Genomic DNA, 17,584 nt, shown 5'->3' with positions numbered 1-17,584 from the left:
GCTTAGGGTATGTGAAAGTAATAGTGCTTAAGTTAAACCTAATATGTCAGAATTAAAATTATATAATAGTTATTCTCGTAGTAAAGAAACATTTAAACCTATAGAAGCTGGGCAAATAAAAATGTATGTATGTGGTGCAACCGTATATGACTACATCCATGCAGGTAATGGTAGAACATTTGTTGCTTTTGATACGATAAATAGATATTTAAGATTTGCAGGTTATAAGGTAACTTTTGTTAGAAATATTACTGATATTGATGATAAAATTATCAATAGAGCAAATGCAAATAACGAAACTTTTAATAGTTTAACTGAACGTATGATTACAGAGATGTATAAAGATTTAGATGGTTTAAATGTTTTACATCCTGATGTTGAACCTCGAGCAAGTCAAGTAATTCCTGAAATTATTAAAATGTGTATGGAATTACAAGCTAAAGGTTATGCTTATCAAAATTCTGATGGTGACTTATTATTCAAAGTTGATGAATTTAAAGACTACGGTAAGTTATCTCGTCAAGTTTTAGATCAGTTACAGACTGGAACTCGTACAGAAATATCACAAAATAAACATTCGAGTTTAGATTTTGTGCTGTGGAAACAGGCTAAGCCAGGTGAACCTATGTGGGATTCTCCATGGGGACAAGGTAGACCTGGTTGGCATATTGAATGTTCGGCTATGAGTAATAAGTATTTAGGATCTCATTTTGATATTCATGCTGGTGGAAACGACTTAATGTTCCCGCATCATGAGAATGAGATAGCTCAATCTTGTTGTGCAACTGGAGATAAGTTTGCTAACTATTGGTTACATAGTGGCATGGTTATGGTTGACAAAGAGAAAATGTCTAAGTCATTAAATAACTTTTTCACAGTTCGCACTTTACTAGAAAATTATGAACCAGAAGCGGTAAGATTTTTCTTAGCTGGTGCTCATTATCGTTCTGACTTAAACTATACTACTGAAAATTTAGAAATCGCAACTAAATCTTTAGAGAGAATATATACAGCTTTGAAAGGTAATAGTGATGTACCTTTTGATAAAGTATATACGGCTTCAGAAATTAAAGCTGAGTTTGGTGCCCAAGTTTATGTTGATAAATTTACGACATCTATGAATGATGACTTTAATGCACCTGAAGCTATAGCCGTATTATTTGAATTAGTTACAGCAATTAATACAGCTCAAGATCGTCAATTACAAGTAAGCTTAGCTCAAGCTTTAAGAGCTTTAGGTAATGTCTTTGGAATTTTATTTAAATCTACTGATGACTTTTTCCAAAACACTGCAAATTTAGAAGTAGATTCTGCTTATATTGAAGAGTTAATTGCTAAACGTGCACAAGCAAGAGCTTCAAAAGACTGGGCAACTGCTGATGCTGTAAGAGATGAATTAAACCGTCTTAATATTGTGGTAGAAGACGGGGTTAATGGATATACATGGAAGGTAAAAAAGTAAATGAAAAAATTTAGATTGGCTACAGTAACTAGTGCTTTAGCAATTTTATTTGCGAGCAATGTTTCTGCTATAACTTTAGAGGAAAGTTATAAACTAGCATTGAATAATGATATTACATTTCAAAGTGCTAAGGCTACTTTAGAAGGAAGTATTGCTAATGCAAATACTAACTATGCAAATGTATTACCAAGTGTAGGTTTTACTTATAACTGGGCTTTAAGTAGAAATCTTTCTGCAGATCGTAACTTACAGAGTTATTTGTCTACTGTAAGCTTATCTTTAAGCCAAAACATTTTTAGTATGTCTGCATTTTATTCTTTAGATGTGGCTGCTAAGACCAAAAGACAAGCAGAAATTACTTACATAACCGCTAAACAAGATTTAATTAACCGTGTGATTACACGTTATATTGCCGTACTAACGGCAAATGCGAACATGAACATCGCAAAAAATCAAGTAAGCTACTATGAGCAAGTATATAAAAACTCATATACAAGATATAAAGCAGGATTAGCTTCAGCTTCTGATCTCGATACAGCAAGTTCTAATCTAAACTCTGCAAAAGCTACTTATATTCAAACTAAAGCTACTTTAGAAACAGCTTTATCAAACTTTAGTTTAGTTGTGGGACAGGATGTAGATTTAACTGAGTTTTATACTCTTGGAGAGAATACTCCAAAATTATCTTATTCAGAAGATGTTAATGATATTACAAATAACTTATCATTAAAATCTTTAGCTATGACTAAAGAGTTAGCAAGACTTAACCATAAAGTAGCTGTAGCTGCTTATCTACCAACATTATCTTTATCAGCTTCTTTAGGAAACAGTAGCAGTAATACCATCCAATATGGTGAAAGAAATTGGGGTGCTGCTCATCGTCTAGATAGATTACAAGTTGCGGTAACTTTAACAGTTCCTATTTTCCAAGGTGGAAAAATTTATAATAGTAGTAAATATTATAAATCTTTATATACCCAATCATCTTATAGCTATGATCAAACATACTTAGAGACTAAAAATTCATTTAATACGAATTTAAAATCTATAAGATACGATGAAGAGATCATTAATACATATAGAGACTCATTAGCTTCAGCACGTAAGGCTTATAATGCTACCCAAGCTGCTTATAGAGTTGGTACTGCTTCAATTACGACTTTAATTAATGCTGTGAACCAACTTTATTCAGTTGAGCAAAGCTTAACTAGTGCGAAGTTTGATTATGTTACGGCAGTAGTGCAACAAAAAATTCTTGCAGGTACTTTAACTGAAGATGATATTGTTGAAGTTTCAAAACTTTTAACGACAAAAGAAGAAATAAAAATTGATAATTAATCTTGCAATTTTAAGATAATTTCTTTATAATATCTGAGTAATTTAATTATGGATTCATGAGTACATGAATCCAATTTTTATGCAGAATTAATAATTAATTAAAATAATCTGCAAATTAAAGAATTTTTAGATATAATATCAACAACCTTTTTGCATCTGGTTTTCCCACCAATGGCAGATTAGACTAAGTCTAATCAGACTGATTATTAATGATCAATAGTACTCAGTGGTCGTAGTTGATTGCCGTACAAAATTGAAATTCTTAGTTAGTCAAGGTTAAATTTTAATTTGGAAAAAATATTACATGAAAACTTTTGTTGCAAAGCCACAAGAAGTTAAACGCGAATGGTTATTAGTTGATGCTGATGGCAAAACTTTAGGTCGTCTAGCAACTGAAATCGCAGCTCGTTTACGTGGTAAACATAAACCTGAGTATACTCCACACGTTGACACTGGTGATTACATTGTAGTTATCAATGCTTCTAAAATTAAAGTAACTGGTAACAAATCATCAGATAAAATCTATTACCACCACTCTGGTTTCCCAGGCGGTATTAAACAAGCTACTTTTGAAGAGCTACAAGTACGTAACCCATTAGCAGCAATTGAAATTGCAGTTAAAGGTATGTTACCGAAAGGTCCACTAGGTCGTCAAATGTTCCGCAAACTAAAAGTTTACGCTGGAGCTGAACACGCACACGTTGCTCAAAATCCAAAAGCAGTAGAACTTTAATAGAGGAATAGATTAGATGTCAGAAAAACAATACTACGGTACAGGTCGTCGTAAAAGTTCTTCAGCTCGTGTTTTCTTAAGAGCTGGTAGCGGTAAAATCACTGTAAATAACCGTGATGTAGATGCTTATTTTGGTCGTGAAACATCAGTAATGGTGGTTAAACAACCTTTAGAACTTTTAAATTTATCAGATAAATTTGATTTATATGTAACTGTAAAAGGTGGCGGTATTTCAGGTCAAGCTGGTGCTGTTCGTTTAGGTTTAACTCGTGCTTTATTAGAGTATGATCCAGAATTCCGTAAAGAATTACGTGCAGCTGGTTTCGTAACTCGTGACGCTCGTAAAGTTGAACGTAAAAAAGTTGGTAAAACTAAAGCACGTAAGAGTGTACAATACTCTAAACGTTAATATTTTATCAATAATAAAAAAGAGCTTGCTTATGGCAGGCTCTTTTTTATTGTATAAAATTTATTATAATTGCTGATAATAGCTTGTTATACTGTTAATTTTCGATCTTTGTTGTATAATATTAAAAGGAATTTATAATATTTTACACAAGGAGTTACAAATGACTACAGTAAAATTCCAAGGTACAGATGTTGCTTTAACTAGTGATAAGTTAGTAGCAGTTGGTGATAATTTAGCAAATTTAAAATTCACAACCAAAGATTTAGCAGATAAATCATTAAAAGATTATGCTGGTCAAGTAGTAGTTTTAAATGTATTCCCATCAATTGATACTGGTGTATGTGCTATGTCAGTACGCGAATTTAATGGAATTTTAAATAACTTAACAGGGACAAAAGTTCTTTGTGTATCTGCAGACTTACCATTTGCTGCTGGTCGTTTCTGTGCTGCTGAAGGTTTAAATAATGTAGAAACAGTTTCTACTTTCCGTCATCCTGAAACTCTTGAGAGTTTAGGCTTAAAACTTGCAGAAGGTCCTTTAGCAGGTTTATCAGCACGTGCGGTGGTGGTATTAGATAAAGAATTAAATGTTAAATACGTTCAGTTATCACCTGAGATTACAGAAGCAGTTGATTTTGATAAAGCTGTTGAAGCTGTAAAAGAATTATTATAATAAATTAATTTAGATAAAAAGATTTAACACCATTAAGTATTTATTACTTAGTGGTTTTTTACTATGATGACGCAAGATTTTAAATTTTATAGTATTGTCTTAGCAGCTGGTGCAGGAACTCGTATGAAGAGTGAGACTCCTAAAATTATGCATAAGGTTGCAGGAAAATCTATGATCAAGCATATTTTAGATCAAATAGATAAACTTAATCCTGAAAGAAACTATTTGGTTTATGGCTATAAAGGTGATCTTTTAAAAGAGCATCTCCAAGATAGAAAAAATATCGTATGGGCATATCAAGATCAGCAATTAGGTACAGCTCATGCTGCTAAAGTAGCTGCTGATTTGATTGAAGAAGATTTGCCAACGGTGTTAATGTTTTCGGATAATCCTTTAATTCAGGCTAGTACCTTAGAAAAACTATTTGCCCAATATCAAAGTGGATCTAACATTGTTCTAATGACCACGATCCTAGATAATCCATTTGGTTACGGGAGAGTAGTAAGAGATCATAATTCAAATATCACATCAATTGTTGAAGAAAAAGATGCAACTGCTGAACAGCGTTTAATTAAAGAAGTTTATCCAGGTATTCTTGTTATAAGTGCGAAAAATCTGCAAAATTTACTAGCTAAAGTAGATAATAATAATGCTCAAAATGAATATTATTTAACGGATATTATTAAGTTAGCTTATCAACAAGGACAGAAAATTACTTCAGTAACTACCGATCCTAAAGAAGTATCATCTGCAAATAATAAATATCAATTAGCACAATTGGAAGATTTTTATCATCAAATCAAAATTAAAGAATTAACAGAACAAGGATTAATTTTACACTCAGTTGTATCTAGCTCTATTACCCTGCACGGAGAGCTAGAGTTTGGTACAGACTGTGATATTGATGTTAATTGCCAGTTTTTTGGTAAAGTTGTTTTAGGTAATAATGTACGTATCGGTCAAGGTTGTATTATTAAAAATGCAACGATTGGAGATAATACAGTTATAGAGCCTTATACTATTATTGAAGATTCGCAAGTTGGAAATAATTGTGCTTTAGGTCCATTTGCTCGACTACGTCCGAATTCTATTTTAGCTGATAAGACAAAAGTAGGAAATTTCGTTGAAACTAAGAATACTAAAATTGGTAAAGGCTCAAAGGCTAATCATTTAACTTATTTAGGTGATTCTGAAATTGGAGTCGATGTAAATATAGGTGCAGGCGTAATTACTTGTAACTATGATGGGGCTAACAAGTTTAAAACCATTATTGGTGATAATGTTTTTGTCGGTTCTGATTGTCAATTAGTTGCTCCGGTTAAATTAGCGGATGGAGTAACCATTGCTGCTGGAACTACAGTTGTAAAAGATGTACTTGAATCTGCTTTAGTGTTAAATAAAAAAGAAACCATTACTAAAGTTGATTGGCAAAGACCACAAAAGAAAAAATAATAGGGTAAATAAAGTTTAGCTCATAAGCTCAATTGCAATAAAGTCCCTCACTAAAATTAAATTTTAGTGGGGGACTTTGTATATGGTTTTTAAAGTATTTATGGAATTATTAAAAAGTTAAAATTGATCAAAGTAGTAATTTATAGAAATTGATCTTAGTATTTACGATTCCATTCACTATCATAAAAAATTACGGGGTTTTTATAACCTTGTAAAACTTGACTGTAGTAATCAAAGGTTAAGGTATTCATAACGTAATTTCTAGTTTCATTAAATGGAATAGTGGCTACAAACTCATCAAAGTTTAACTGTCCGTTAGAGTTGTTGAGCCATTGACTAATACGGCGTGGACCGGCATTATAACCAATAGCAGCTAGCATACGATTATTGTCATTTTGTTCTAATAATTCTGATAAATGATAACTACCTAAATTAATAGCGTATTCAGGGTTATAAAGATTAGAAACTCCGGTATAGTCAATACCCATATTTTTTGCTGTTCTTGCAGCTGTAGCATTAATAAACTGCATTAAACCATAAGCGTTTGCACTAGATTTAGCATTGTAATTCCAAGCTGATTCTTGACGGGCAATAGCTTGAGCAAAAGTCTTTGAAACTAAGAGATTCTTAGTGGTATTTGCAAAGATATGATCATAAGCATTTGGGAAGCGAGCAGCGAGATTTTCTCTTAACCCTTGACGTATAGAGCTATTAACTCCTAGATAATAAAGATTGTTACGGTAAGACCAGTTGATCAATCCTGTGTAATTATTATCTACCTCAAAATTTCTCCAAATATATAAAGCTAAGTTAGTATCGTTTAATTTATTAGCTTCTTTTATTGCCTCGGCATACCAAGAAAATTCTTTTTGTAAATCTGGAGCCTTATCAAGACTATAAACCATAGAATTTACTACTTTATATGGTTTACCTAAGGTTTTTGCAGCTAATAGTCCATAAAATCCTGGTTGATTAAGAACTTGTTCAAGTAATTGCTTCGCTTGTCTTGGGTTGCTTGCTTGCATAGCTTTAGCTTTCCAATAAAGCCATTCTGAGTTATTTTGTCTATCTACTGAAAGTAGATTTATATATTGTAAGTATGGTTGCTTACTTGCGATAGCTCTACGAATAGATTGTTCAAGAGTTCTATCTGTATAGTAGGTAGTGATATATTGTTTAACTAAATCAGCAGAAATTTTATAGTAATTTATTTCAATATATTCGGCAATAGCTTGTTTTTTGATAGCTGGTGAAGCTTGAGAGCTGTTTACAAGATCTATAAAACTCAATAGATCTTGATCATTTTTAAAACCAAATTTACTTGCTAAATTACGGGTATTGCTACTGTCTATTTCAAGAAGATCTTTTTCTGTAGTATGGTTGTTCTCTAAAATAGTTTTGGGATTTTCGACAATAGTAATTGCATAGTTAGCTAAACTTGCATTTTGATAATTCAAACTTGTAATTTTATCCAAGCGCTTTATTAAATTAATCCGACTTGTTGTTGCATTATTTAGAATAAAATCTTTAATTGCAATAGTATTAGTTTCATTTATAAGCTGGTTATCTACATAAGCATTTAAAAATGAAGAACAAGAGTTAATATATCTTTGGGCTAGTGCTTGATTGAAGATATTACTTAATTCAAGTTTATCATATTGAGTTCCTGAGTTTAGTTCACTATTGCCAATTGCACATAAGGAGGTAAGATTATAAGGATAATCTTTTCCTAAGACTTCTACATTTAGATTTATAGAATTAAAATCTTCATTATTACTGTAATAAAGAAAGGTACGATCAATAGTATCTTTAGTGAAATTTGTCTTAGGAAAATAAGTATTTAAATAATCAATGTATTTAATTAGAGGGAAATCATCAGGAAACTTTTTGATAACATTGGTTAAGATAATTGGATAAAGAATATAATTTCTTAGTGCTTCTAAACGAGTTTCAAGTTCGAATTTACTCTCAGTATCTAAAGTTTTGAGATTATTTACAAACTCAAGGGTATTTTGATAAAGAATAGTTTGAGTTGTATTTAATGAAAGTTTGTTTGCTGGTTCTAGATCTTTAGTATTGATAATTCCTGTTGCTAAAGCTAGATTGGTTGAAAGAGCAGTGCCACAAATTATTGTTGTTATTGTTTTTATAATGTGTTTTTTCATTTCTGTTAAAAGTTGCTAATACCTAGAGGTTATATTATATAAAAAATAGCCGCTTTTTAAGCAGCTATTTTTTAGGGATAAATTTTACTAGACCTATTTTTTCATCAACACTTTGCTCATCACAAACCTGAACAAGCATATTTAATTCTTGATTTTCAGAAAAATCAAAGTCAAAAGGCACTATAATGCCATGCATTTTACTTAAATCATAGTTGTCATTTTGGTGAAAAGGACATTTACTCTCTGATTTAGGTAAAGGATCTTGTTGATTGTAGTTATCGCTATGAGCTATAGGACAGCCTGAAACAGATTCATTTCCCCTATTTTGAGTAAAAATATCTATAAAACTAGAAGATTTTATAGGTGCTCCGTATTCAAGTTGTTTGCAATTTGGATCATTTTTACAACAAGTGTTTTTGAAGATATCTTTACTTAAAGTATCTTCTAGGACTTCAGAAAATGATTCTCTATCTCTACGGTCTATAAAGTCTTGAATAGTATTAAGTTCGCAAGTTTGCCCATTTTTTATAAATGAAGATAAAATTAAAGTTGGAGTATGTAACACTTTGTTAGTTAAAGCTACTGAAAAGTTTTCGAGAACTGATTCTATATCCTCACCTTTAAGAATAGCTTGTTTGGCTTCATTTAATAAATTAATTCTATGTTGATTAGCTGCATTTCGATATTCAACGATAATATCATTTCCTTGAATAATACGATTATGCTCTTGATATAGATTTATATATTTTTTAATAATTGGTAGTGAATGGTCAACAGCATGAACTCTTTTTTGCTTGTTTTCTTCAACCATGAACTGTAAATTATCACGATTATATAAACGTACTCCAGGTATTTGAGTAATACTAGGATCTATATCATTAGGAATGGCTAGATCAAAGAATAAGCAAGTATTGTAACTATTAAGTTTTTGGATTTGTTCAATTAATTGATAAGTGAGAATATAATCATCTGCACTAGTAGAACTAAAAACGAGAGAACTTCCTTGCAATGCTTGAATTAAATGCTCAAAACTTACATAAGTGCCATAACCTAACTCTTTTATAAAGTTTTTTGCATTTTCAAGACTACGATTAACCACAACAATGTTAGTTAAGCCATTTCGAATTAGGTGACGTGCAAGAAGTAAGTTAGTTTGTGAAGCTCCAACCAAGACAATTTTATTACCATGATGGGAATTAAGTTCATTACGAGCAATCTTACAAGCCATGTATGCTATAGAGACAGCATATTTACCTATAGTGGTTTTTGTTCTAACTTCCTTGGCACAAGCAAAAGTTTCATCAAGTAATTTATAAAACTCAGAAGGAATCTTAAGGTTACCTGTTTGATAAAACTTTTCGGTAAAGTTCATAGCATCTTTGATTTGTCCCGTAATTTGTGGTTCTCCAAGAACAAGGCTATCTAATCCACAAGCTACTTTAAATAAGTGTTCAATAGCTTCGAGATCAGCTTTAAGATAAAACTTATTTAAATCTTGGTATCTAAGATTATGAATTTTTAAGACACTATTACTAATTTGTGTAGTCCAATCTGTAAGATTGTCTACTTCACGTTTATAAACAAAAACTTCAGAACGATTACATGTTGATATGATTAAGGCACAATCGGCTAAACCATGAGCGAGGAGTTCATGGTGTAATTGTGTCATTTTTTCGTGAAAAAAAGCAACTTTTGAACTAAAACTAGTATCTGCTAACTCATAGTTTGAGCCAATTACAAAGTAAGACATAATAAACTTTTATACAATTTTATTTTGATATTAAATGTTTACGTCGTTCTCGTCTTTATCGTCAGACTTCTCAAGTTCAAATGCTGGTTCATTGTCAACAAGATGATTTTTAATTCTATCTAAAATTGAGTTAACAAAAGCATAAGAACCTGTACCAGCAATCGCTTTAGTAATTTCAATGGCTTCATTGATTGCAACTGCAGGTAATACTGATTTAGAAGTTAACTCATAAGTTGCAACTCTAAGAATAGCTAAAACTATTGGGTCAAGTTGAGTTATTTCACGTGAAGAAAATTTTGCAATTTCTTGATCAATACGTTTAATATTACTTACAGTATGGAAGAATAAATTGCGGTAATGATCTAAATCTATATCAAGCTCAGCTTGATTTTCAGCGTGAAACTCTAAGAATTGGTAAACAATATCTTGAGGAGAGATTCTATTTAGTGTCCATGTATAAATACATTGAACTGCTGCTAATCTTGCAACACGACGTTTTGATGTAACATATTTAGACATTTTGACAGCCTCTCTCATTATTTAATTTGAGTTTTTAAATTGTACATTTGTAAAGCAACGTTAGCTGCATCAATTCCTTTGTTTCCAGCTTTAGTGCCACAACGTTCAATAGCTTCTTCAATTGAGTTTGTAGTTAGAACTCCAAATGAAATAGGAGTGTTAGTCTCTAAGGAGATATTCATAATTTGTGAAGACATAGGACCACAAACATAATCAAAATGAGGAGTCGCTCCACGAATAACCGCTCCTAAAGTTATGATTGCATCATATTTACCGGTAAGAGCTAATTGTTTTGCGGTATAAGGAATTTCATAAGCACCAGGTACACGTACAACAAGAATATTATCTTCGTTTACATTACCGGTGTATTTTAAAGTTTCTAATGCTCCATTTAATAAAGCGTTAGTAATAAAATCATTGAATTCTGCGAGAATAATTGCAACTTTGATTTCTGGGTTATTTAAATAACCTCTTAAAGTTTGTACTGACATATATTAATACTCAATAAAGATCTAAAAGAACGTTAAAATTTTACGAAGTTTAGTGCATAGTTGCACCAATGTTATTGGGATTAAATTATACCATAAGTTAAATTGGGGTTATCTAAGATAATTTAAGATCCTGATAGAAAAATTTTAAGATGAGGGCTAAAGTTGAATCATTCTTATCTTCTTGGTTAAGTTGTTGAATTATAGATGAGTTTTATTCAAGCGTAAGCTTGATTTTTATGATTTGCAATAAAATTTTGCTTTTTAGGGGTAAATATTAGTAGAGATTGAGTAAATTTTATATTTATTTTTTACACTTATAGTATATAATTAGATATGAATGCTTTATAAAAAAGTCTCTTAATTAACTTTACTCAAAATTAAGAGCATAAATTTAACTTAGGATTAGGTTAGTTGTTATCTGGGTATACTCGGCTTAAGATTGCTGGTATAAAAAGTAATAATGATTAAAAGTCAAATTTTTTAATTTGCTCTTTTGAATTGTTTTCACAATAACAAACATATGAAATTTAAAAATAAATTAACTTCAGCTTTATTAGCAGTTTCGTTGTTAGGTGTAGGTTCGGTTGCAACTTCTACTTATGCTAATACAAGTGCAACTGAAGCTCAATTCACAGTTAGCCGTTATAACTTAACTGGTTATACTGACTCTTCTTACATTAAACCAGAAGTAAGAGCAAAATTAGTTACTTTATTACAAGAGTACACTGGAAATAATGTTACCGTTAGCAAATTAAATGAACTTCGTTTAAAACTTCAAGAAGTTTTAAATGCTGACGCTAAAGGTGTATTTACCGTAACTTTACCTAACCAAAGAATTGCTGACGGTACTGTTGTTTATAATGTTAACTTCATTGCTGGTCAAGTTAATTATGGTTCAGCTCCTGGTTATTCACAAGAAAACGTACGTAATTCATTACCTTCATTAAAAGAAGGGGTTCAATTCGTTGCTGGTCGTCCTTGGGTTGACGAGCGTGAATTAACTATGGCTGTAGAAAATCCATTAAAACTTACACAAGTTGAATATGAGTTACAACCTGGTAAACCAATTGTAGCTAACGTTAACGTAGTTGCTCCTCGTGGTAAAACTTTACGTTATGTTTCATTAGATAACTCATCTACAGATAAAGGTGTTGATTATCTACGTTTCATGGCTGGTTATTTAAATGCGAACTTAACTGGTAGAGATGATGTTTTAAATGTAGTTTTATTAACTAACCTTAAAAACTTTGACCGTTATTTTGCATTTGGTGGTAGCTACTCACTTCCATTCTATGCAGCACACCAACGTTTAGATGTGTCTTTATTCCACTCATCTACAAACCAAAATGATGTGCCATATGATAATAGTAACACTATTTTCTATGACGTGAACGGTGTCGGTGATGTAGGTATTTTAAACTGGTCATACTATTTACCACACTTTGACTGGGCTTACTCAAACCAAATTAAATTCCAAGCTGGTTATACATTTAAACGTCTGAAAAGTGAATCAAATATTCGCTATAACAGCTTAAATTTAGCAAGTAGCAACTCTGTTTATTATATCTCTCCATTTAACTTAGGATTTACTGGTAAAATTGTACCATTCCGTGGTTTAGATATTGAGTTCTCTGCTAAGTATAACTTCTTCTACGCAGGTTTCTTAGGTACTGACAACATTAATAAATTACGTGTTGATGGTGGTCGTTTAGTAACTGCTGAGAAATACTCAGATTGGTGGACTGCGTTTGTTAACTTCAAACTAGCATTACCTCAAAACTGGACTTGGGTTACACAAGTTAAAGGACAATGGTCTAATAAACACTTAGTTAACTCTGAATTATTCTCAAATGATGTACGTGGTTTCCGTGACTCAAATGGTTCTGGTGACTCAGGTGCATACATTAAAAATGAGTTAATCACTCCGAACTTTGTACGTGTTCCTAACTTAGATCTTAAAGGTTATGGTTTCGTAGATGCTGGTTGGGTACGTTACAACAATGGTCCAGTAGATTATTACTACAACCAAACTAAGAACTTTGATGGTAAAAACCACAAAGTTATCGCTTCTACCGGTTTAGGTCTACGTACATCTTATAAAGATTGGTCTGCTGATGTTTATGGTGCATACCGTCTGAAAGGTGAAGACAACGGTCGTGGTAAATTCTCTGTTTGGTTTACAACTTCTTACCGTTGGTAATTTAATAGACATACTTTATTGTATGTTAGATCAATAAAAAAGATCCTCCGAACTTTATTATAAAGTACGGAGGATCTTTTTTATGAGCATAATATCAGTACACACAAAAGTAATTTATATACTCTTAGGCAAATTATTTATCTTAAAACTAAAAGAGAAGGTATTATCGAAAAATCGAAATGACTTTTGTATAACCCCTAATATACTTTACTTTTGTTCAAGATAAGGACTAAAATTGCTTAAATTAAATATTTCAACTAGGTGTAAAGTAGTAAAGATATCTTTATGTACATACTGCCTGCAATTTATTAAAAATGATCTCAAGCGTAGAATTTGATGATCATTAATTACAAAATATTGAAAATCACTTGCAGTAAAGTCTTGTTGAAATAACCAAATTCCTAAAGGAACTTGGATCTTTTCATATAATAAACTAGTTAGAGTTTGTGATAATTGGAGATCTTGAGAAAGGTCAAGAAAAGTATAGCCTTCTAAAATTATTGAGTTATGTTTATTTTTGAGAAGAACAAATCTTAGGAGGTGATGATTATAAATTTCTTGGAACTTAACCTCTACTTTTGGCAAGCAATTGTCAACTTGTTCTATTAATTTAGTAATACTTTGTTCATAATTAATCCCATGAGCTTTACTTATTTTTTCAAACAGTGCAATTTGTGCTTTATCCAATTGTTGTAAACTATTTAAATAAGAAAAACAATTTGTAAACTCTTGTAACTTAGGTTCTGATTCTAGATTTTCGATTAAAGATATTAAATTTTGCATATTTAAGCTAAAACGTAATCTTGCTTACGAGCATTCCAACGTTGGATGATTTGCTGAGCTAACTCTGGTTCTTCTAGATAGAGAGATTGGGCAAATTCACCAATAGTTTGTGCAATTAGGTTATCTTTGATTAAATCTGAAATAAGAAATTGCATTTCACCTGACTGATTGGTTCCTATAATATCACCAGTTCCACGTAATTTCATATCTTCTTCTGCAATGATAAAACCATCATTAGTACGAGTAAAGATCTCTAAACGATTTTTAGTGCTTTTTGAGATGCTTGAATCATAAAGTAGTCCACAAAATGATTCAACACTTCCTCTTCCTACTCTTCCTCTTAACTGATGAATTTGAGAAAGACCTAATCTTTCTGGATTTTCAATTATCATTATTGAAGCATTAGGTACATTAACGCCAACCTCAATAACCGTAGTTGCGACTAGCATGTCGAGTTCATTGTTTTTAAAGGCAAGCATAACTTGTTCTTTTTCATGATCTTTTAATTTACCATGAATCAAGCCAATTCTTACTTCAGGCATTTGGCTTTGTAGTAAATTTAAAGCTTCAAAAGCACTATGAGCATTAAGATTTTCATTTTCTTCGATTAATACACAAACCCAATATACTTGTCTTTTTTCATAATTAATCACATAGCGAATACGATTAATTAATTGAGCTCGTTTGGTTGAACTAATCAAAAAGGTTTCAACAGGAGTTCTTCCTGGTGGCAACTCATCAATTATTGATAGATCTAGATTAGCATAAATAGTCATAGCTATACTTCTTGGTGCAGGAGTTGCACTCATCATCAGCGTATGAATTTTAAAATTAGGTTGTTTTGCCGAAATAGCTAATCTTTGTTCAACGCCAAATCTATGCTGTTCATCAATAACTACAAGGGCTAAATTGTGATATTCGAGCCAATCTGAAAAGACAGCATGAGTGCCAATCACAACTTGAGCTATTCCTGATTTAACCGCATGAGCAATTTCTCTACGCGCCTTTATACCTAAACTTCCACTTACAAAGACAACATTTATGCCGTAAGGACTTAAGGTTTGAGAAATATTCTCAAACAATTGCTGAGCCAAAATTTCTGTAGGAGCGATCATGGCTGCTTGAAATCCTTGAGATACAAGATGAGCTATACTTAGTAAGGCAACCATAGTTTTTCCACATCCTACATCACCTTGAATTAAGCGAAGCATAGGTTTACCACTTGCTAAATCTCTAACTACATCATTAAAAGCTCTAAATTGAGCATTGGTTAATTTATAAGGTAAATTATCGATAATTTTTTGAGCAAAATCTAAGTTAGGATTAATCTTAACACTTTTAATGGTTTGTAGAAGTTTTTTAGATTCAATGAGGGCTAATTGCTTTGCGAGAATTTCTTCTGCAATAAGACGAATTAAGTATGGACTTTTTCTTTCAATGATATCCTGAGAATTTATATTTTTTGGTGGATTATGAATAAACTTAAGACTTTCGGTGAAGTCTAAATTATTTATATCTAGAAATTCTACCGGTGATCCTAGTGTTCTTAGATATGGGATCAAAGGATAACCATTTTTAGGAATGAGATTATCTAGTGGTGTCTGCTCAAGAAATTTTAAGCCGTTGTTAACAACTTTACGTATAGTGTATTGTTTAAGTTTTGCAGTACTAGGATAGATAGGAGTTAATGCAGATTCATTATTTGAACCCATCTCGTTAACTAATTCTGGATGATTCATTTTATATGCTGTTTGTCCGAATCTATTAAAGTCAACAGTTCCAAAGAAGGTGTAAACTTCTCCAACTTCTATTTTTTCGTCATAATAAGAAGCTGCACTAAAGAAAGTAATAAGAATAGACTCTCCAGTTGGGTCTACAGCATTTACAACTAAGCGTAAATTATAACGACTAATTTCTTTTTTATATTTACCTGTTACTTTGACACGGATACAAACTTTATTTCCAGGAATAATTTCTGGTAAAGTGAAAATTTGCGAGCGATCTTCATAGTTACGAGGGAGATACATTAGTAGCTCCCCTAAATTATTTATATGTAAATTCTCTTTAAATTTAGGAAGATTTGCTTTGGTTATTCCTGGAATTTTTTCAATTGGTATAGAATATAATGAATTAGACATATAAAAAGTTATATAAAATCTTCATGACTTATTTGAAATAAGCCTAGAGATAAGTAAATAAAAAGATAAATAAAAAAAAGAACCCTTTTGGGCTCTCTTTTTTTATTTATCATCATCGTCTTCGAAGTCTTCGTCAAACGGACTTACAACGTCAAAGAAATCACTTGTTATCTCGTCATCAAATTCTTCTTCATGTTCATTTTTAAAAGTTTTAAAGTCATCTTTTAAACTTTTGAAAGTTTCTTCATCAAAAGTATCATCTGTTGCTTGTAAAAGATTATCTACTTCTTCAAATGAATTTGTTTGATCTTGAATTTGATCGAATATATCTTTGCGATCTAAGTATTCTTTATTAACGTAACCCTCTTGAATTTCGCGAAGAGCCACTACCGTAGGTTTATCTTTTGTAACTGAGTTATCTACAAAGATATTGATAGGGTTATTACGTAACTCTTTTAATTGAGTTTCAATTTTACTCTCTTTAGCTCCATTTTTTCCGCCCTTAACGCGAGCTTGAGCTAAAACTAAAGTTGAAGTGTTTCTGTAGTTAGATTCCGCTTTAGCAACTGCGGCTTCGTATTCTTGAATTTGTCTTGCACGACGAGCAGCTACTGCGATTAGTTCGAAACGATTAGGGATTTTTTTTAAAGCTTGAGTAATGTTTACTGTTTTGTTATCTTGCATTTGCCTACTCTAACATGAAAAACATTTTTAAAACATGTATAAAAAAGATACATTGATTTTTCAGTTATACTGAACAACTACTAAGTATATCATATTTATAAAAAATATACTCGTATTTTTTATACTTATTTTTTTGCGTAACTTTCTAAAAGTTGTACAAATTGGGCATAAGCATGATCTAAATCATCATTTAAAATTTCATAATCATACTCATGTTTATGTGCCATTTCATTCTCAGCTTTAGCCATACGTCTTTCAATTACATCTAATGAATCTGTTTGACGATTAAGAAGACGTTGTTTTAGTTCTTCAATACTTGGTGGTAAGATAAAAATAGAAATAGCTTCTGGAAATTGTTTGCGAACGTTGCGTGCACCTTGCCAATCTATATCAAGAATAATATTTATTCCTTGTTCTAACTTTTCACGGATAATTCTTTTTGAAGTACCATAGTAGTTACCAAATACTTCAGCATACTCTAAAAACTCATCATTTTGAATTAAATTTTCAAAGTTTTCTATATTGGTAAAAAAGTAATGAACCCCGTGTTGTTCGCCAGGTCTAACTGGACGGGTAGTATGCGAGATTGACAAATAGTATTTAGACGCAAGATTTGATTTTAATAATTTTGTAATTAAGGTACTTTTACCAGCACCCGATGGCGCAGAAATAATAAATAAATGACCTTTTTTAATTTTTTCTGTCATAAGTTACAATCAATCTGACGAACTTTTACAGTAAGCAAATACTGTATAAGAATATTTATTTAAATAAAGTAGTTAAGTAT

General features: G+C 31.5%; 15 protein-coding genes. 7 read left to right on the top strand and 8 right to left on the bottom strand.

Features of this window, described 5'->3' with window-relative positions:
• Positions 1–43 precede the first annotated feature (43 nt).
• The 6 genes from cysS to glmU all read left to right on the top strand — a co-directional run bounded on the left by cysS (position 44) and on the right by glmU (position 6,067).
• Positions 44–1,462, top strand: a complete 1,419-nt coding sequence (gene cysS, locus CKF59_RS06200) for a cysteine--tRNA ligase (RefSeq protein WP_119535081.1) — start codon at positions 44–46, stop codon at positions 1,460–1,462.
• Positions 1,463–2,800, top strand: a complete 1,338-nt coding sequence (locus tag CKF59_RS06195; protein WP_119535080.1) for a TolC family protein — start codon at positions 1,463–1,465, stop codon at positions 2,798–2,800. It begins immediately after the preceding gene.
• A gap of 304 nt (positions 2,801–3,104) precedes the next feature.
• Positions 3,105–3,533: a 50S ribosomal protein L13 gene (gene rplM / locus CKF59_RS06190; RefSeq protein WP_119535079.1), complete on the top strand. Its 429-nt coding sequence runs from the start codon at positions 3,105–3,107 to the stop codon at positions 3,531–3,533.
• A gap of 16 nt (positions 3,534–3,549) precedes the next feature.
• Positions 3,550–3,942: a 30S ribosomal protein S9 gene (rpsI, locus tag CKF59_RS06185; protein WP_119535078.1), complete on the top strand. Its 393-nt coding sequence runs from the start codon at positions 3,550–3,552 to the stop codon at positions 3,940–3,942.
• A gap of 160 nt (positions 3,943–4,102) precedes the next feature.
• Positions 4,103–4,615 carry a thiol peroxidase gene (gene tpx, locus CKF59_RS06180; RefSeq protein WP_119535077.1) on the top strand — a complete coding sequence of 171 codons (513 nt, stop codon included), beginning with the start codon at positions 4,103–4,105 and terminating at the stop codon, positions 4,613–4,615.
• A gap of 63 nt (positions 4,616–4,678) precedes the next feature.
• Positions 4,679–6,067 (top strand): bifunctional UDP-N-acetylglucosamine diphosphorylase/glucosamine-1-phosphate N-acetyltransferase GlmU, encoded by a 1,389-nt coding sequence (gene glmU, locus CKF59_RS06175; RefSeq protein ID WP_342767815.1) that lies wholly within the window; start codon positions 4,679–4,681, stop codon positions 6,065–6,067.
• 155 nt (positions 6,068–6,222) lie between these two features.
• Here glmU and CKF59_RS06170 read toward each other — a convergent pair whose 3' ends face one another.
• The 4 genes from CKF59_RS06170 to ribH all read right to left on the bottom strand — a co-directional run bounded on the left by CKF59_RS06170 (position 6,223) and on the right by ribH (position 10,992).
• A complete protein-coding gene (locus CKF59_RS06170; protein WP_119535075.1) occupies positions 6,223–8,232 on the bottom strand; it encodes a transglycosylase SLT domain-containing protein in 2,010 nt (669 codons plus the stop codon).
• A 64-nt stretch (positions 8,233–8,296) separates the two neighbouring features.
• On the bottom strand, positions 8,297–9,982 hold the full coding sequence (hemA, locus tag CKF59_RS06165; RefSeq protein WP_119535074.1) for a glutamyl-tRNA reductase: 1,686 nt from the start codon (positions 9,980–9,982) through the stop codon (positions 8,297–8,299).
• Positions 9,983–10,012: 30 nt separating this feature from the next.
• The gene (gene nusB / locus CKF59_RS06160) at positions 10,013–10,501 is read right to left on the bottom strand and encodes a transcription antitermination factor NusB (RefSeq protein ID WP_222985642.1); all 489 of its coding nucleotides are present in this window, start codon (positions 10,499–10,501) and stop codon (positions 10,013–10,015) included.
• A 17-nt stretch (positions 10,502–10,518) separates the two neighbouring features.
• Positions 10,519–10,992 (bottom strand): 6,7-dimethyl-8-ribityllumazine synthase, encoded by a 474-nt coding sequence (gene ribH, locus CKF59_RS06155; RefSeq protein ID WP_119535072.1) that lies wholly within the window; start codon positions 10,990–10,992, stop codon positions 10,519–10,521.
• Between the two features lie 520 nt (positions 10,993–11,512).
• Between ribH and CKF59_RS06150 the strand changes: the two genes are divergently transcribed.
• Positions 11,513–13,192, top strand: coding sequence for a ShlB/FhaC/HecB family hemolysin secretion/activation protein (locus CKF59_RS06150; protein WP_119535071.1), 1,680 nt, complete (start codon positions 11,513–11,515; stop codon positions 13,190–13,192).
• 207 nt (positions 13,193–13,399) lie between these two features.
• On the opposite strand, the gene CKF59_RS06145 is transcribed toward CKF59_RS06150, so the two are convergent.
• From CKF59_RS06145 to gmk, 4 genes are all read right to left on the bottom strand, one after another.
• Positions 13,400–13,975, bottom strand: a complete 576-nt coding sequence (locus CKF59_RS06145) for a hypothetical protein (RefSeq protein WP_119535070.1) — start codon at positions 13,973–13,975, stop codon at positions 13,400–13,402.
• A 2-nt stretch (positions 13,976–13,977) separates the two neighbouring features.
• Positions 13,978–16,113 (bottom strand): ATP-dependent DNA helicase RecG, encoded by a 2,136-nt coding sequence (locus CKF59_RS06140; RefSeq protein ID WP_119535069.1) that lies wholly within the window; start codon positions 16,111–16,113, stop codon positions 13,978–13,980.
• 102 nt (positions 16,114–16,215) lie between these two features.
• Positions 16,216–16,797 carry a DNA-directed RNA polymerase subunit omega gene (rpoZ, locus tag CKF59_RS06135; RefSeq protein ID WP_119535068.1) on the bottom strand — a complete coding sequence of 194 codons (582 nt, stop codon included), beginning with the start codon at positions 16,795–16,797 and terminating at the stop codon, positions 16,216–16,218.
• Between the two features lie 125 nt (positions 16,798–16,922).
• A complete protein-coding gene (gmk, locus tag CKF59_RS06130; protein ID WP_119535067.1) occupies positions 16,923–17,504 on the bottom strand; it encodes a guanylate kinase in 582 nt (193 codons plus the stop codon).
• Positions 17,505–17,584: the final 80 nt, after the last annotated feature.

The sequence above is a fragment of the Psittacicella gerlachiana genome (genome assembly GCF_003585965.1).
GTDB lineage: Bacteria > Pseudomonadota > Gammaproteobacteria > Enterobacterales > Psittacicellaceae > Psittacicella > Psittacicella gerlachiana.
Note: the sequence above shows the minus strand (reverse complement) of the source record. Positions and strands in the feature narration are given on the sequence as shown.

What these genes read in the sequence shown, in the direction of transcription:
- CKF59_RS06145 (WP_119535070.1), bottom strand. Translation starts at nt 13,975, where the DNA reads ATGCAAAATTTAATATCTTTAATCGAAAATCTAGAATCAGAACCTAAG.
- cysS (WP_119535081.1), top strand. Translation starts at nt 44, where the DNA reads ATGTCAGAATTAAAATTATATAATAGTTATTCTCGTAGTAAAGAAACA.
- hemA (WP_119535074.1), bottom strand. Translation starts at nt 9,982, where the DNA reads ATGTCTTACTTTGTAATTGGCTCAAACTATGAGTTAGCAGATACTAGT.
- nusB (WP_222985642.1), bottom strand. Translation starts at nt 10,501, where the DNA reads ATGTCTAAATATGTTACATCAAAACGTCGTGTTGCAAGATTAGCAGCA.
- CKF59_RS06150 (WP_119535071.1), top strand. Translation starts at nt 11,513, where the DNA reads ATGAAATTTAAAAATAAATTAACTTCAGCTTTATTAGCAGTTTCGTTG.
- CKF59_RS06170 (WP_119535075.1), bottom strand. Translation starts at nt 8,232, where the DNA reads ATGAAAAAACACATTATAAAAACAATAACAACAATAATTTGTGGCACT.
- ribH (WP_119535072.1), bottom strand. Translation starts at nt 10,992, where the DNA reads ATGTCAGTACAAACTTTAAGAGGTTATTTAAATAACCCAGAAATCAAA.
- glmU (WP_342767815.1), top strand. Translation starts at nt 4,679, where the DNA reads ATGATGACGCAAGATTTTAAATTTTATAGTATTGTCTTAGCAGCTGGT.
- CKF59_RS06140 (WP_119535069.1), bottom strand. Translation starts at nt 16,113, where the DNA reads ATGTCTAATTCATTATATTCTATACCAATTGAAAAAATTCCAGGAATA.
- gmk (WP_119535067.1), bottom strand. Translation starts at nt 17,504, where the DNA reads ATGACAGAAAAAATTAAAAAAGGTCATTTATTTATTATTTCTGCGCCA.
- rpsI (WP_119535078.1), top strand. Translation starts at nt 3,550, where the DNA reads ATGTCAGAAAAACAATACTACGGTACAGGTCGTCGTAAAAGTTCTTCA.
- rplM (WP_119535079.1), top strand. Translation starts at nt 3,105, where the DNA reads ATGAAAACTTTTGTTGCAAAGCCACAAGAAGTTAAACGCGAATGGTTA.
- rpoZ (WP_119535068.1), bottom strand. Translation starts at nt 16,797, where the DNA reads ATGCAAGATAACAAAACAGTAAACATTACTCAAGCTTTAAAAAAAATC.
- tpx (WP_119535077.1), top strand. Translation starts at nt 4,103, where the DNA reads ATGACTACAGTAAAATTCCAAGGTACAGATGTTGCTTTAACTAGTGAT.
- CKF59_RS06195 (WP_119535080.1), top strand. Translation starts at nt 1,463, where the DNA reads ATGAAAAAATTTAGATTGGCTACAGTAACTAGTGCTTTAGCAATTTTA.